This window comes from Gluconobacter cerinus (assembly GCF_025961355.1).
In the GTDB taxonomy this organism is placed as follows: Bacteria; Pseudomonadota; Alphaproteobacteria; order Acetobacterales; family Acetobacteraceae; genus Gluconobacter; species Gluconobacter cerinus.
The window spans coordinates 2,334,677-2,348,758 of sequence record NZ_JAOQNM010000001.1; the positions used below are offsets into that span (position 1 = coordinate 2,334,677).

Annotated in this window: 12 protein-coding genes; 7 read left to right on the forward strand and 5 right to left on the reverse strand. The window is 51.6% G+C overall.

Annotated features, from left to right (window positions below):
- Positions 1-63: 63 nt before the first annotated feature.
- On the reverse strand, positions 64-846 hold the full coding sequence (locus tag M2305_RS10855; protein WP_264649344.1) for an IclR family transcriptional regulator domain-containing protein: 783 nt from the start codon (positions 844-846) through the stop codon (positions 64-66).
- A 308-nt stretch (positions 847-1,154) separates the two neighbouring features.
- Here M2305_RS10855 and arcC point away from each other — a divergent pair, with 308 nt between their 5' ends.
- The 4 genes from arcC (at position 1,155) to M2305_RS16300 (ending at position 4,299) form a co-directional block, all read left to right on the forward strand.
- Positions 1,155-2,102, forward strand: a complete 948-nt coding sequence (gene arcC, locus M2305_RS10860; protein ID WP_211499268.1) for a carbamate kinase — start codon at positions 1,155-1,157, stop codon at positions 2,100-2,102.
- On the forward strand, positions 2,099-2,971 hold the full coding sequence (locus M2305_RS10865; RefSeq protein WP_264649346.1) for a DUF2877 domain-containing protein: 873 nt from the start codon (positions 2,099-2,101) through the stop codon (positions 2,969-2,971). The genes arcC and M2305_RS10865 overlap by 4 nt, the downstream gene beginning before the upstream one ends.
- A gap of 47 nt (positions 2,972-3,018) precedes the next feature.
- Positions 3,019-3,414, forward strand: a complete 396-nt coding sequence (locus M2305_RS10870; protein ID WP_264649347.1) for a GlcG/HbpS family heme-binding protein — start codon at positions 3,019-3,021, stop codon at positions 3,412-3,414.
- An 87-nt stretch (positions 3,415-3,501) separates the two neighbouring features.
- The gene (locus M2305_RS16300; RefSeq protein WP_211499271.1) at positions 3,502-4,299 is read left to right on the forward strand and encodes an IclR family transcriptional regulator domain-containing protein; all 798 of its coding nucleotides are present in this window, start codon (positions 3,502-3,504) and stop codon (positions 4,297-4,299) included.
- Between the two features lie 178 nt (positions 4,300-4,477).
- Here M2305_RS16300 and M2305_RS10880 read toward each other — a convergent pair whose 3' ends face one another.
- Positions 4,478-5,746, reverse strand: a complete 1,269-nt coding sequence (locus tag M2305_RS10880; RefSeq protein ID WP_264649348.1) for an NAD(P)/FAD-dependent oxidoreductase — start codon at positions 5,744-5,746, stop codon at positions 4,478-4,480.
- Positions 5,746-6,069, reverse strand: a complete 324-nt coding sequence (locus tag M2305_RS10885; RefSeq protein ID WP_264649349.1) for a 2Fe-2S iron-sulfur cluster-binding protein — start codon at positions 6,067-6,069, stop codon at positions 5,746-5,748. Before M2305_RS10885 ends, M2305_RS10880 begins: the two co-directional genes overlap by 1 nt.
- Positions 6,070-6,266: 197 nt before the next feature.
- Here M2305_RS10885 and M2305_RS10890 point away from each other — a divergent pair, with 197 nt between their 5' ends.
- A complete protein-coding gene (locus tag M2305_RS10890; RefSeq protein ID WP_211499274.1) occupies positions 6,267-7,589 on the forward strand; it encodes an aromatic ring-hydroxylating dioxygenase subunit alpha in 1,323 nt (440 codons plus the stop codon).
- Positions 7,590-7,600: 11 nt separating this feature from the next.
- On the forward strand, positions 7,601-9,037 hold the full coding sequence (locus M2305_RS10895; RefSeq protein ID WP_264649350.1) for a glutamine synthetase family protein: 1,437 nt from the start codon (positions 7,601-7,603) through the stop codon (positions 9,035-9,037).
- A gap of 278 nt (positions 9,038-9,315) precedes the next feature.
- Here the strand turns inward: M2305_RS10895 and sodC are convergent, their stop codons facing one another.
- Positions 9,316-9,846: a superoxide dismutase[Cu-Zn] gene (gene sodC, locus M2305_RS10900; RefSeq protein WP_264649351.1), complete on the reverse strand. Its 531-nt coding sequence runs from the start codon at positions 9,844-9,846 to the stop codon at positions 9,316-9,318.
- A gap of 362 nt (positions 9,847-10,208) precedes the next feature.
- Here sodC and M2305_RS10905 point away from each other — a divergent pair, with 362 nt between their 5' ends.
- Complete coding sequence (locus tag M2305_RS10905; protein ID WP_264649352.1) at positions 10,209-11,411, forward strand: MFS transporter; 1,203 nt, start codon at positions 10,209-10,211, stop codon at positions 11,409-11,411.
- 76 nt (positions 11,412-11,487) lie between these two features.
- Here the strand turns inward: M2305_RS10905 and M2305_RS10910 are convergent, their stop codons facing one another.
- Positions 11,488-13,962: a TonB-dependent receptor gene (locus tag M2305_RS10910; RefSeq protein WP_086634254.1), complete on the reverse strand. Its 2,475-nt coding sequence runs from the start codon at positions 13,960-13,962 to the stop codon at positions 11,488-11,490.
- Between the last annotated feature and the right edge of the window lie 120 nt (positions 13,963-14,082).

Consider the following 14,082-nt stretch of genomic DNA (forward strand, 5'->3'; position numbering starts at 1 on the left):
AGGCTCCCCTGAATTTACAATGGTTCAGGGGACCGAATCATTTAAGAGATATATTGGGTTCGCTCAGATAAGGGCTGTCTGGATTTCTTCTGCAGCAGCCCGCATCGCGGGGAGGGCGTCTGAAATCAATTTCTCTGTTGGAACAATGCTGCTGAAGGTGAAGGTATTGAAGCTGGCTACAACCTTGCCTTTGGTATTGAACACGGGAACTGCCAATGAGCGTATGCCGAGTTGCATCTCCTGATCGACTAGAGCGTAACCTTGTTTGCGAATGATCTGAAGCTGTTTACGCAAGCCATCTATGGTGCTGATACTCATTTCAGACATGGGTTCAAGCCGGATTTTCTTGAAAAGTGCGTCTCGTTCCGCCTTTTCCATCAGTGCAAGAATGCATCGTCCTGCAGAGGCATAAGCAATGGGAAAGCGGCGGCCAATGGTTAAGGCGGGTGAGCTGAACTCATCCGTGTTGGCGGAGGCAATGTGAACGATATCGAAGCCATCTCGAATTCCCAAAGCAACGGGAAATCCCGTCTGATCGCGAATGCGATCCAGATAATAATGGGCCTTGTCAGAAAGGGGCACGGAGGACAGGTATGCGTAACCCAGCTCCATGACTTTGGGAGATAGCTGGAATAAACGCCCATCCTGTATGACGAATCCGAGATGTGCCAGTGTCAGCAGATAGCGCCTGGCACCCGCGCGATCCATTCCAGTCTTTTCCGAGACCTGTGACAGTGTCATGCGGGGATTAGCCCTGTCGAAGGCCATGATGATGTTGAGGCCATAGGCAAGAGAACCGACAAGAACTTTAGGTTTGTCGGATGTTTCTAAACTGGGATTGCTCACAAGCGCATCCTACTGCTGAGAAGCCGATACAGAGTCATGTTTCATATCCTCGAACTGTGAGGTTTGCCATGCCTCGTCTTCTGTTTAGATATCAAGATTTCCAGGCAGTTCACGACGCATCTGTAGTGGAGAAAAAAATCACTTCCATCTTCCGAAAACAGCGCGTGATCCGTGTATGTCAGAGACATTCCCCGAAAAATATTTTGTAATCGATACAATGTGCCGTAGTGAATTAAGTTGTTCATAAAAAACTATTGTGCATTATATGAACATATCTCTGCCCGGCCATTGCGAAAGTAAGGATTGTTATGAAGCTGGTGATAGCGTTGGGTGGAAACGCCCTGATGAAACGAGGTGAACCGCTCAGCATTTCAGCTCAGTGGAAAAATGTGCGAACAGCAGCACAGTCCCTCGCACCGCTTGCACGTGAGCATCAGATTATTCTGACGCATGGAAATGGGCCGCAGGTTGGTCTGCTTGCCATGCAAGCTGAAGCTTTTGAGGGAGTTGAGAGGTATCCGTTCGATGTGATGGGTGCAGCGACCGAAGGTATGATCGGTTACATGCTGGAGCAGGAGCTAGGCAACATCCTAGGATATGATGTGCCTGTTGCGACAATTTTGACACGAGTGGAGGTCAGTGCCCAAGACCCGGAGTTTTCTGATCCTAGCAAGTTCATAGGGCCGACCTTCGACCAGGCGGAAATTGCAGCACTACACGAGACGCATGGATGGATATTTCGACAGGACGGCCGTATGTGGCGGCGTGTCATAGCTTCCCCTCAGCCACGTCGTATTCTGTGGCATCGTCCTATTCGCTGGCTTCTTGAAAAAGGTGCTGTGGTGATTTGCGCCGGAGGTGGGGGAATCCCGGTTGTTGATACTGGTGACAACATCATGGAAGGTGTTGAAGCTGTCATTGACAAGGATCGAGCCTCAAGCCTCCTCGCAACACATGTTCCAGCAGATCTGTTCATCATGGCAACAGATGTTTCCGGTGTATATGAAGCTTATGACACTCCTGCGCAGTGCCTGTTGAGGAAGGCGACGCCTAAGCAACTGAGCTCGCAGGCTTTTTCCAAGGGGTCGATGGGACCCAAAATTGAAGCTGCAATAAATTTTGTTCGCAAAACGGGAAAATGTGCAGCCATCGGATCCCTGTCCGAAATCAGCCAGATTGTGGCTGGAGAGGCCGGAACATGGATTGTTCCTGATGAAATGGTTTCTATGGATGCTGGTGCAGACGTGTCTGCATGATGAAGAAATCTGTATTACGGATTGCGTCCTTCGCAACTGACTGTCTGGCAGGTATTGCAGGCCCTGTCCGCGTGCTGGCGATATTCCCCCGGCATGTTTACCTTCTGGTCGGGCAGGAAGCCGAGCGGACCATGCTGATCATATCGCCTTCGGGAGGCGGCATGACGCCTTATTCTGTAGTTGTGGACCCATGGCCCATCATACAATCGTCAGATGAAGATGGCTGGTTTGATGGCCGCACACTTATCTTGGGATCAGTGTCGATCTGTCTGGAGGGCGCCCCGTCGTGGCCATCTGGTCTCTCCGTTCGTCATGCTGAATACCGGCAGAGGGCAATGTTCGCTCTCCTTACTGAGGACGCCAGAAACCTCTCCCATCATTCCGATTATCTTGCGTTTGTTCTTGATGACCCGTGTCGGTTGGATCTGCTTGGCGGAGGCGCCAATATACTGGCATGTGGACTGGTGATGCGTGAAAAAGAAATGCTGATCGAAGGCGCCAGATGTCTTGCAGGGTTGGGAATGGGCCTGACACCTGCGGGAGACGATTTCCTGTGTGGCGTCATGATGGCAGTGAGAATTATCCTACCGGTCCCGAATCTCGTGTGTGACAGTCTCGTTCTGGGTGCGCGAGGAAACACGACAACCCTTTCACTGTCTTTCATGGAAGCAGCAGCGTGTGGTCATGCCAGTGAGGACTGGCATAAACTCATCGCGGTAGGGTTTTCGAGAACTGTAACTCTTCGACAGCGGGCTCTTTGTGCGGTGATCGCGCATGGTTTCAGCTCGGGAGCGGATACGCTTGCAGGGTTTCTGTGGGGAGGATGGCAGCTTTTACACTCTCGTGAGACATATTGCATGACGCAGTAAATATTTGATTTAAATAATGATAATGGAAGATAGGGAATATAAACACAGTGAACTATGAGCAGTCCCAGATGGCATTGCAGGCAGCTTTGCAAAAGGCGCAACAATTGGAAATCGCAGTGTGTGTAGCAGTATGTGATGCAGGAGGGCGATTGATCTCGTTCGCCCGGATGGATGGATCAAACTGGGCCAGTATTTATGGTTGTCAGGGCAAAGCACTCACCGCGGCAGCTACTCGTTGCAGGAGTGGAGGAATTCCTCCGGATTCAGTCGTCATGAACCGGATCGCAGAGCTTGAGGGCAGTCGCATGATCTATGCGCAAGGCGCCGTCCCCCTTATCCGGGACGGAATTCTCCTTGGTGCCGTAGGCGTTGGTGGTGCAAGTGCGGAGCTGGATGAAGCCTGCGCGCTTGCGGCTGCGGGAGCCCTTGGATGTGTGGGGTAGGTTCTGAATTTCCTCTGTGACTAGCATCCTGCTTGTCAGGTAAGCTATGCTAGACCAAAGCTAAACGTTTTTGGTGGTGGGTCTTCTGTGCAGAAAATTAGGGAGCAGACGAAGGAAAATTTAAAACCAAAAGCAGACGGTTTTTCTGAGGCCCTAGTTCGAGGACTTGCCGTTATCAATGCCTTTGGGTCTGGGCAGCCATCAATGACCTTGAGCGAAGTTGCGTCTAAGTTGGCTTTGCCGAGAGCAACAGTGCGTCGTACTCTCCTGACGCTTGTTCATTTGGGGTACATGCGATCGGAGGGACGGCTGTTTTCCCTGCGTCCCGCTATTCTTAAGCTGGCGACGGCTTATTTGGGATCAGATCCAGTCTCAACCATAATGCAGCCCGTATGTGAAGAGTTAAGTATGGAAATGGGGACTACCTGTTCCGTCGCGGTTTTGGACGGCTGGGAAGCTGTTATGATTGCTTATGCCTCCTCACGCGGCAGTTATTCTATGGCGCGTGAGGGTATTGGGCTACGTTTGCCAGCACTTTCAAGCGCTGTAGGGCGGGTTCTGATATCGGGCCTTACCGAAGAGCAGCGTGCAGAGCTTCTGGATTATAAGCAAGTTGAATCCCTGACGCCATTCACGGTTACTATACGGGACCACCTCCATCTGCGGCTTATGGATGTTCTTAAAGAAGGGTATGCATTGGTAGATCAGGAAGCTGAGCTTGGTTTTCGTTCGCTGGCTGTGCCGTTGTATAGACACGATGGCCAAGTGGTGGCGGCGCTGAATGTTGGGTTGCGCATTGAGTTGGCAACATTGGAAGAAATGAAGCAGAGGTTTCTACCTCGATTGAAAGAAATTGCTCTCTCGATCCAAGGGCATCTTCTCTGAGCGGAATAGCGAGGTTATCGTTGTGTCATGCAGAGCCCGAAAATAGAAAATTGGTATTATGCTGGTACTTGATATGTAAAAAGCAGAAGGAGCTGAATGTGACTTCCGAGTTTTTCTGAGTGCTCCAGAAAAAAATAAAAGCTATCCTCTAAAAAATTCTATTTGGAATTTAATTATGCTATAGAAAATGCATAGGATTAAACAGTGGATCGGCTACCTGTTCCTCCGTGAGGGATACGGCGGCAGCGAGAAGTTTGCGGGCTTGCATGTGAAGAGCGGGCTGGTTCACAGTTTCAATGGCAGCTAATTTTCCTAGAGTATCGAAGTGGAAAAAGGCACCTCGTCCGTTTTCCGGAGCGCCGCGCACGATGCTGGTGCCTTCATGCGGAACTAGGCCTGCTGTCTGAAGTTTCAGGCCCAACTGGTCAGACCAGAACCATGGAACGGCCTGATGAGGCTGTCTATTTCCAATAATTGCGGATGCAGCTGTTCTGGCTTGATCGTGGGCATTCTGGACGCATTCCAGGCGCACTTTGGTATCGGTATTGGCTATCGGAAAGAGGCAGCAGTCTCCTATTGCAAAGATATCGGGGTCTTCGGTCTGGCAAAACGTGTTTACCTCGATACCGTTGCTACAGGAGAGCCCCGCATTCGCTGCTAATTCCTGGTTGGGAATGACACCAATTCCAATGATGATGAATGCGGCCTCAAGAACTGTTCCATCAGTTAACCTGACCCCGGCAATGGTATTATTTGTGCTTTCAAAGCTTTCAAAGCTTTCAACTCCAACTCCCACACGAATTTGCACACCAGCGATACTATGATGCCGGTGCAAGAGTTTGGAGAGGTGAGGAGAGGCTGCGCGAGCAAGGATACGGGGGGCAGCCTCGATAATAGTAACGTGGCGATGCTTGTTTTTATGCAGTGTGGCAGCAAGCTCTAACCCGACATATCCGCCACCGATGATGACAATCGGGCCCGGTGTCGTGTCAACCTTGTGGCGAAGGGTTTCTGCATCCGCAAATGTCCTAAGGGTATGAACCCCCCGCGGAAAAGGACCGCCCGGCCACGGACGAGGGCGAGTTCCGGTGGCGATGACCAGTGTCCTATAATTGAGCGCCTCGCCGGTGGAGAGCTTTACCTGATGTGCCTCACGCATGATGGCTTCAGCAGTGACGCCGAGACGAAGTGTGATGTTTTCCGTATCGTAGAAATTCTCTCCGCGAAGAGCCAGATTTTCAGGACTGGTGGCGCCGGCCATATAACTTTTGGAGAGAGGAGGGCGATGATATGGAAGCTGGGTTTCTGTGCTCAGGACTGTGATAGGAGCGTCATAGCCTTTTGCCCGGAGTGTAGAGGCGCACTGAATGCCTGCATGTGAAGCTCCAACGATGACGGTTCCGAAGTCTGTTTTCGTAATTTTCCTGGAGAAGGTTTCCGTAGGCATCAGTATTGCCGATCCGGAACGTCAATAGTTATGCCGTCAAGGGCATCAGTAACTGTTATCTGGCAGGCCAATCGGCTTCCCTCTTTGCGCTCAGCGCAGACCCCGTCCAGCATTTCTTCCTCGTCCTGCCGAGGAGCAGGAATGCAGTCCAAGTAGTCCGGAGCAATATAGATGTGACAGGTTGCGCATGCACATGCGCCACCACATTCAGCCTCGATTCCGCGGATATTGGAGCGGATCGCGGCCTGCATCACACTGCCGCCTGTCTCAGTTGTAACTGGGCGGCTAGTGCCATCAGGTTGGCGAAAAATCAGTTCTGGCATGAATCTGCCTTTCAGGGGTGTTCGATAGGGAGAAACTTAATCACAGGGCCAGAAAGACGGTCAGAATCGTCCCGTTTTCAAAACGAGCTTGCGTCTATTTCGCCTTTATTGCAAGCATCGCGTTCCTAAAAGAACATATTGTTCTATAATTGAACATGACGGTTCTCTTGTCTCTAATTTCAAGGAACATGCCTCCCATGATGAGCGGCGAACAGAATGCACTGATTACGCTAACGTCCGTAGGGACGCCTGCAGGAAAACTGCTTCGACAGTATTGGCAGCCTGCGGCTCTGACGGTGGAACTTGATGGAGATCGAGCGATCCGCCCTGTAAAGCTGTTGGGAGAAAATCTCGTTCTTTTCCGAAATGAGGAAGGAATACTCGGTCTGATAGACCGTGATTGCCCGCATCGAGGGGCTGACCTTGCGTTCGGGCGTCTGGAGGATGGGGGGCTACGATGCCCATTCCACGGATGGTTGTTCGATACGAAAGGAAACTGTCTGCAGACCCCGGCAGAGCCGAAGGGCAGCCGTCTATGCGAACGGATCAAGCAAAAATCCTATCCTGTCGTAGAGCGGAGTGGCATTATTTTCGCCTATCTTGGTGAGGGTGAGCCGCCAGCTTTTGCTGATCTGGACTGCTTTACCGCGCCTGACAGTCATGTTTTCGCGTTTAAGGGGTTGATTGAGTGCAATTGGCTCCAAGCACTTGAGGTCGGCATGGATCCGGCGCATGCTAGTTTCTTGCATCGCTTTTTCGAGGATGATGACCAGTCAGGTGTTTACGGACGGCAGTTCCGGGCGACATCCGCGGATAGCGATATTCCGATGACAAGGGTGTTACGTGAGTTCGATTGCCCAACTATCGAAGTAGAAAAGACTTCATCCGGGCTGCGGCTTAAGGCCTATCGCGAAATCAGCGAGGTCAGCACGCATGTTCGTGTGACGAACGTGTTATTTCCACAGGCGTTTGTTATTCCGCTTTCAAGTGAAATGACGATCACGCAGTGGCATGTGCCTATCGATGATACCAGCTGTTACTGGTACGCAATGTTCACGAGCTTTACGAACGCTGTGGATAAGGACCAGATGCGTGCCCAAAGGCTCAAGCTTTATACACTCCCCGATTACCGCCCACGGGTGGGCCGTTTCAATGACTATGGTTTTGATCCTTATGAGCAGGCTCATAAGACCTATACGGGCATGGGAGACGATATCAACGTGCACGATCAGTGGGCTATTGAATCACAGGGACCGATCCAGGATCGTACACGAGAACATCTGGGTCAGACGGACAAAGGGATCGTGGTTTATCGGCGCCTTCTGCTTGAGGCGATCCGCACTGTCGAGGCGGGGGAGCGACCACTGATGGTGCTGACGTCAGAAGAGGCAAAAAAAATTCGTGGGCCGTCCACGATGGACGGTGTTGGTCCGACGGGGCAGTCCGAGGAATACTGGCGACAAGTGGATGCCCGTCGTCGTCGTGGTGCAGCATGGCTTGCGGAAAGTCAGTCCGTTTAGGAGAAAACCCGATGGGCTTCATTCAGAAGTTTGGATTGTGGACAGATATCCAGACGCGCACCGCAGCGGAGGTTGAGCACCGCGTGCGGGTAGAGGGAATAGATGTCATACGCTTCTCCTTTCCGGACCAGCATGGCATTCTTAGAGGCAAGACACTCGTTGCTTCTGCTCTGCAAAGTGCATTTTCGGCGGGAGTGTCTGTAGCTTCCTCCCTACTGATGAAGGACACTTCGCATCGTACTGTGATTTCCATTTTCTCCGAGCAGAATACGACGGGGCTGAGTGAAGTCCGTGGATCTGCGGATATGATAATGGTGCCGGACCCGACAACTTTTAAAGTTCTACCCTGGTCGCGAGGAACCGGGTGGGTGCTGTGTGATCTTTACTTCCGCGACGGTCGTAAGGTCCCGTTCGCTACCCGGCATATTCTGCGGGATGTGCTAGGGCGCCTTGGGGACGGAGGTTATGATTTCATGACCGGTTTGGAAGTTGAATTTCATCTGACACGGCTAGAAGATCCATGTCTAAGGCCGGGGGATGCCGGGCAACCATCAACGCCGCCGCAGGTCAGTCTGACGCATCGGGGATATAATTATCTGACAGAGCTGAATTATGATCAACTTGATCCGATATTCGATATCCTGCGGCATAACATGCAGCAGCTTGGACTTGGTCTGAACTCATTGGAAGTTGAATTCGGACCGAGCCAGGCAGAAATGGTTTTCAATGCCGATCTTGGGATGCAGCCTGCCGACGACATGATTCTCTTTCGTTCGGCAGCAAAGCAAATATGCCGACGTCATGGCTATCATGCCAGTTTCATGTGCAGACCCAAGTTGCCTAATGTCATGTCAAGTGGGTGGCATCTTCATCAGTCCCTATGTGATCGGAAAACGGGAGCGAATGTGTTTATGCCTGTTGAAGGGGGGGAGGCGCTCTCATCGACAGGAATGAGATGGCTCGGAGGGCTACTTGATAATGCGGCTCCTGCTGCCGTTTTTACAACTCCAACCATTAATGGGTACAAGCGCTACAGACCCTTCTCCCTTGCGCCGGACCGGGCCGTCTGGGGGGAAGACAATCGTGGTGTGATGCTGCGTGTGTTGTCGGGAGTTGGGGACAGGACGTCACGGATTGAGAACCGTGTTGGGGAGCCAGCCGCTAATCCTTATCTGTATCTGGCATCTCAGGTTATTGCGGGACTGGATGGGTTGTCCAGGAATTCGCTTCCCGGTCCATCTGCGGATGCGCCGTATAACTTTGATGCGCCAATGCTTCCAGCCACGCTTTCCCAAGCAGTTAACGCTTTGGAGAATAGTCAGGTCTATCGGGACGGGATGGGTGAAACATTCGTAAAGTATCTTGTTGAAATAAAGCGTTCGGAGATTCGGCGCTATAACCTTGAGGTATCTGATTGGGAGCAAGCGGAGTATTTTGATGTATTTTGATGATTTTTCATAAAAATAATTTCGTTTTTTCGATTTCGTCTCCAATATGTAGAATTTCTGTCGCAATTTAAATTGACTGATTTTTTGTATGGAAGTTTTGGGTGGATATATAAACAATGAGAAATTTTCAACTTTTCAGTTGTTCGTTGATGTCGTTAGACGTGGAATAAGCCTCCTCGTTAGGAACAGTTTTCTTTGGTTGCGTGCCCCCGCAACCACCGATTCAGTTTTAAACCCCCGCTATCTCATCGAGACAGCGGGGGTTTTGCGTTTTTGCTCTACCGAACCACACCACAAATCACTCGAAGACCCGAACCACCAATCGGTTGACTCTGATAGTCATCAGCAGAAGCATGAATGACAAGAGACGAGCCGTCAGCATCCAATAGGGCCGGACGGCCGTCGTGCCCCTTCAAAGATACAAATGTTGAATAAACTTCAGCTTTGGCCGTTCCGTCGCTGCCTGCAAAAATGTTGGGAAGGTCCCCAGAGTCATTCTCTCCGGTATTGAGAAGCCCGTGCGTGACTAGTTTTGTGGTGTGCACATGCGAGCCCGCGCTGGTAAATGCAGGTGCGCTGCAATTTCCTTTTTCATGAAAGTGCATGCCATGCCAGCCAGGTGTCAGTCCACTGACTTCAATGTGGAGCACAACGCCCTTTGGAGCCTCAATAATCTGTGCAGTGCCAACCGTTTTTCCGTCAGTTCCTGTGAGGGATGCGGTAGCTGTCTCTGCTGAGAATGCCAGGGAAGGGGTAAGAGCCATTGATCCCGCTACAAATGCGATCCGTTTTAAGCGTGCGAAGGTCATTGAAGTCTTTCTCCGGTCTGTAGATCGTTAGAACCATCTTATGAAATGATTAGTTGGCAGTGGATTTTGTCGCAACTGCGACGCAATAGCAATAAAAGCATTTCATGCGCCCCGATATATCCGAGAGAACGCTAACCATTATCCCGCAATGCGACATTCACATTGTTATGAGTTACAAAATTTCTGATGTGAGGCTGGTCGGCTACAGCCGATAAGTACTTTTATTATGTAACATAATGTTGGTAACGAGAGAAAAAAGAACCTTAAGTGAACTTCATTTCTTTCGTTTTGTTTTGGAAGAAAGCATGGCAGAAGGCGCGCTTGCGCAACGCGATTAATGCTGCACTGTATTCAGGGAAATTATGCTTTTCAAAACTCTCCCCAAGCAGACCATTATTGGTTTGTGCGCACTATTCGCGTGCACGTTCACGGCACTGACAAGTGAAGTGGCACCTGTCGGTCTACTGATCGATATGGCGCAGGGTTTTAGCATTACAGAAGGGCAGGCAGGACTGGCTGTAAGTGCTTTTGCTCTTATGGTTGCTTTGGGTGCAGTGCCTCTGACCATCCTGACTGCAAAGGTTGACCGTAAGAAACTCATGCTCCTTTCATTGGGAGGATATGTTCTTTCCAATTTGATTGCAGCGGTTGCTCCGACATTCCTCGTTTTATGTGCTGGGCGCGCTATCGGTGGAATCGCCCACGCCCTGCTGATGTCAATTGTCTCTGCCTATGCTGCCCGGCTTGTCCCGCCCAAGATGACGGGAAGAGCTATTTCCTTTGTATACGGTGGGACGTCTCTCGGCTCCATTTTAGGTGTGCCTGGGGCAGCCGCCATTGGCCATTTTGCAAGCTGGCGTATTGCCATGCTTGTGATGACTGGTATTGCCGTCCTGCTGACAGTTTGCATTGCTGTTTTCCTGCCTCCAGTCGTAACGTCTGGAGATGCCAGCACGAACCTGCCATCGGTAGGGTCACGTAAGGCTATGAAGATATTCCTCATAGTTGTGGCCATTGATGCGATCTTTTTCGTAGCTCACAACATGCTCTATACTTATGTGACACCACTTCTTCTGGCGCATGGTCTTCCAAAAAGTGCTCTGAGTATCGCTCTTTTGTTGACAGGTGCCGTGAGTATTCTGGGGCTATGGGGCGCAGGTCAGATTGTTGATCGTTGGCCAGCTGCGGGCATGTTGGCAGGCGGAATGGCCATGCTTATCGGAATGGGCCTCATGTATGGTCACATTCTGTCTGGCTGGGGTTCTGTTGCATCTGTTGCACTTTGGTGTACCGGCTATTCAGCACTCATTCCATTTGTGATGTCCGGCGCAATTCGTGCGAGAGCGACACGCCCGGATGTGGCGGGAGCAGCGATCAACGGCGGGAGCAATCTTGGGATTTTGCTTGGATCGGCACTTGGTGGTCAGGTGCTAACCTGGAGTGGGTTCGGCGTTCTAACGCCAATTGCCATTGTCATTACGCTAACCGCTATCCTTCTGGCGATTTTTAATCCAGAGGCGTTTCCAAGAATACTGAACTCTTCAGAAGAAGAAGCTGCTTCCTGACAATGAGAAAGGGCCCCCGGATAGACATCCGGGGGCCCTTTTTTTATTTATCCAGTCTCGGTAGTACTGAAGCCGATCAGAATGATGTGGACAGTGTGCCCATCATCGCGAATGGCGGCATGATATAATAGGTCGGTGCCGTGTCCGCGCCGATCTTGTGACCATAGACGCCCGTTGTTGCCCGGGCATTATTCGAGAAGTAATAGACGCCACCCAGCTTGTACTGGCTGGTCAGGTTGGTGAAGTTCAGCTTGAAGGTCGGGGACTGTGCAATGAAGAACTTTGGCAGGTGATAGCCAAGCGTCAGGGAGTCCGAGAAGTAAGACGGCATGTACTGATCGTTCATGAAGGATGATGCCTGCTTGGACGTGTAGTGCACGCTGGCATTCATGAAGAACGGGCCTTCATTATAGGTCAGGCCAACGCTGCCTGAGAACTTCGGAGACATGACGGCTGTCTTGCCCTTGGTCCGCAGATAGTCGACGGAGCCATCGTCTGCCGTGGTCTGCAGGTTGTTGTCCATCGTTGTGTGCAGGTATTCGAACGCGAAATACGGGCTGAAACGATGGAACAGTGGGCGGGTGGACAGCATGACATCCACGCCGCGGATTGTTTCGCCACCTGCATTGATGGTCTGGCTGACCTGAACGTCATTGCTGAACATGTTAACGGACAGCAGACGGTTGGAGACGTTCATGTTGAAGAAGCTGATATCAGCCAGGAACAGATCGTCGCTGTAACGATAGCCCAGTTCTTCCTTGATCGAGTACTGCGGCTTTGCCCCTGCACCCGATGTTGTCATTTTGCCCGTGCTGGTGCTGTAGCGCGAGATCATGTTGATCGGGGAGGGCGCACGGAAATCGCCTTCAGCATTGATGTAAAGCTGATGATGAGGTGCGAAATTGTATGACCAGGAAAAGCGCGGCGTCGGCGAAACATAGGTGTGATTGGTGTGGCTGGCCGTGCTGGGCAGGTAGTCCTGACCTTCCAGCGTCATGGACGTCACCTTGATGCCGGCTGTGATGTTCATCTTGCGGTTCAGCAGGTGGACCGTGTCTTCCAGGAAGCCCGAGTTCAGGCTGTAAGACCCTAGGTAGTCAACGGAATTGTAAATGCTGCCGCTGGTTGTACGGTAATAGGACGACTTGTCCGTGTCAGACGGCTGCGCACCCGTTGTCTGGTTCATCTTGGACATAGGCGTCTTCAGGGAATAACGATATTCCTCGTGCCAATAGCCGATTTGACCGTCGTTATTCTCGGAGTGCCAACCTAGTGCGGCAACAACGCCGCCCTGCTGGGTCACGGACATGGAGTTTGTGGACACTGCGGCACGCGTCGCCGTGCTGATCTTGCCGTCGCCGTTTAGGTCAACCCGCTGAAGCGCTGATCCGGCATAAGTATAGCCTTCCTGCAAACGGGATGCACTGTTCAACGTAATGTCGGAGCGCTCGTAGTACGGCGAGATGTTCAGCGTGAAGGTATTGTTCAGCGCAAACTTCATCGGCATGGAGATGTAGAACTGGTCCTTGTCCGTACCGTGCACGCCATAATAGCTGCTCGGAGACGTGGCGCTGAACTGGGCATTGTAGCTCAGAGGCGTGGAGACCGGACGTCCATGCTTGTCGTTCTGGAAGTTTGCCAGCGTTGGATAACGGTTCAGGTAGTAGTGTGAGTGGTTATATCCGGCGAACAGATCAATGGAGCTCCGGTTGCCAATCAGCTTCTGGGCACGGAAATCCATATGCTTGCGATCGCTGTCGCCCGATCCGCGCCATGCATCGGAGTGGGTGTTGGAAAACGACGCATAGCTTGTGATTCCGGTATGCCCGATTTCACCGGAGTCCACACGGATGAAGCCTCGTGTGCGGTTAAAGGACCCGTAGCTGCCGGACACCAGGCCGCCAAATTTCTTGGAGGGTGCGCGCGTGGTGATGCTCAGGGCGCCTGCGCCCGCTGAAGTTACCGGATCTTCCACGGAGATAGAGCCTGGGCTCATGCTCTCAGCAGAGATGTTGTTGCTGTCGATGTAGTTCTGGACGAAGTTTGAGGCCGATGACGTGCCGCCGTTTGCAATCGGCATGCCATTCAGCATGATGCCGATATCGTTGTCATACAGGCCGCGGCTCTGCATGGAGCCGCCTTCATTGCCGCTTGGGTCCGGTGTCGTGATGTTCACGCTCGGCAGATTGGCAATCAGGTCGAGCGGGCTACTCGTCGGGCTCTGCATTTCGATATAGTTCTGCGTCACGGTCTGTACAGCGCGGGATGCTGTTTCGGCGCGCATCATGCCACCGCCAGGCTGATGATGTGTTCCTGTGACGCTGATGGACTCTTTGCCTGCTTCGACTTCTGTGCGTGCTGCGTGCGCACGGTGCTTCGTAGGCTCTGTTGTCGCAGATGTTGCGGCATAGGCCGTTGGAACAGTCACGGAAAGACCGCTCAGAAACGTAGCTGCCGCAAGAGCTTTCTTTCCCGGCCCGAAAAGAGCGTTAAGCGGAACGGACATTCCGGAACGGCTGGAGCGACTGGGAGAGAAAGTACAGGAAGACATTTCTGGAACTCATTCTGCAGGAGACTAACGCTTCGATAGCGTTATGAATTTGGTAAACGAAGATAAAGGAGAGAATTATAAGAACATTCCAAAGAAAAAATTGATAGTTTCAATTTTTGT

Bases quoted from the DNA above. Each gene is read 5' to 3' on its own strand.
- arcC (WP_211499268.1), top strand. From the start codon at position 1,155: ATGAAGCTGGTGATAGCGTTGGGTGGAAACGCCCTGATGAAACGAGGT.
- M2305_RS10865 (WP_264649346.1), top strand. From the start codon at position 2,099: ATGATGAAGAAATCTGTATTACGGATTGCGTCCTTCGCAACTGACTGT.
- M2305_RS10880 (WP_264649348.1), bottom strand. From the start codon at position 5,746: ATGCCTACGGAAACCTTCTCCAGGAAAATTACGAAAACAGACTTCGGA.
- M2305_RS10885 (WP_264649349.1), bottom strand. From the start codon at position 6,069: ATGCCAGAACTGATTTTTCGCCAACCTGATGGCACTAGCCGCCCAGTT.
- M2305_RS10890 (WP_211499274.1), top strand. From the start codon at position 6,267: ATGATGAGCGGCGAACAGAATGCACTGATTACGCTAACGTCCGTAGGG.
- M2305_RS10895 (WP_264649350.1), top strand. From the start codon at position 7,601: ATGGGCTTCATTCAGAAGTTTGGATTGTGGACAGATATCCAGACGCGC.
- sodC (WP_264649351.1), bottom strand. From the start codon at position 9,846: ATGACCTTCGCACGCTTAAAACGGATCGCATTTGTAGCGGGATCAATG.
- M2305_RS10905 (WP_264649352.1), top strand. From the start codon at position 10,209: ATGCTTTTCAAAACTCTCCCCAAGCAGACCATTATTGGTTTGTGCGCA.
- M2305_RS10910 (WP_086634254.1), bottom strand. From the start codon at position 13,962: ATGTCTTCCTGTACTTTCTCTCCCAGTCGCTCCAGCCGTTCCGGAATG.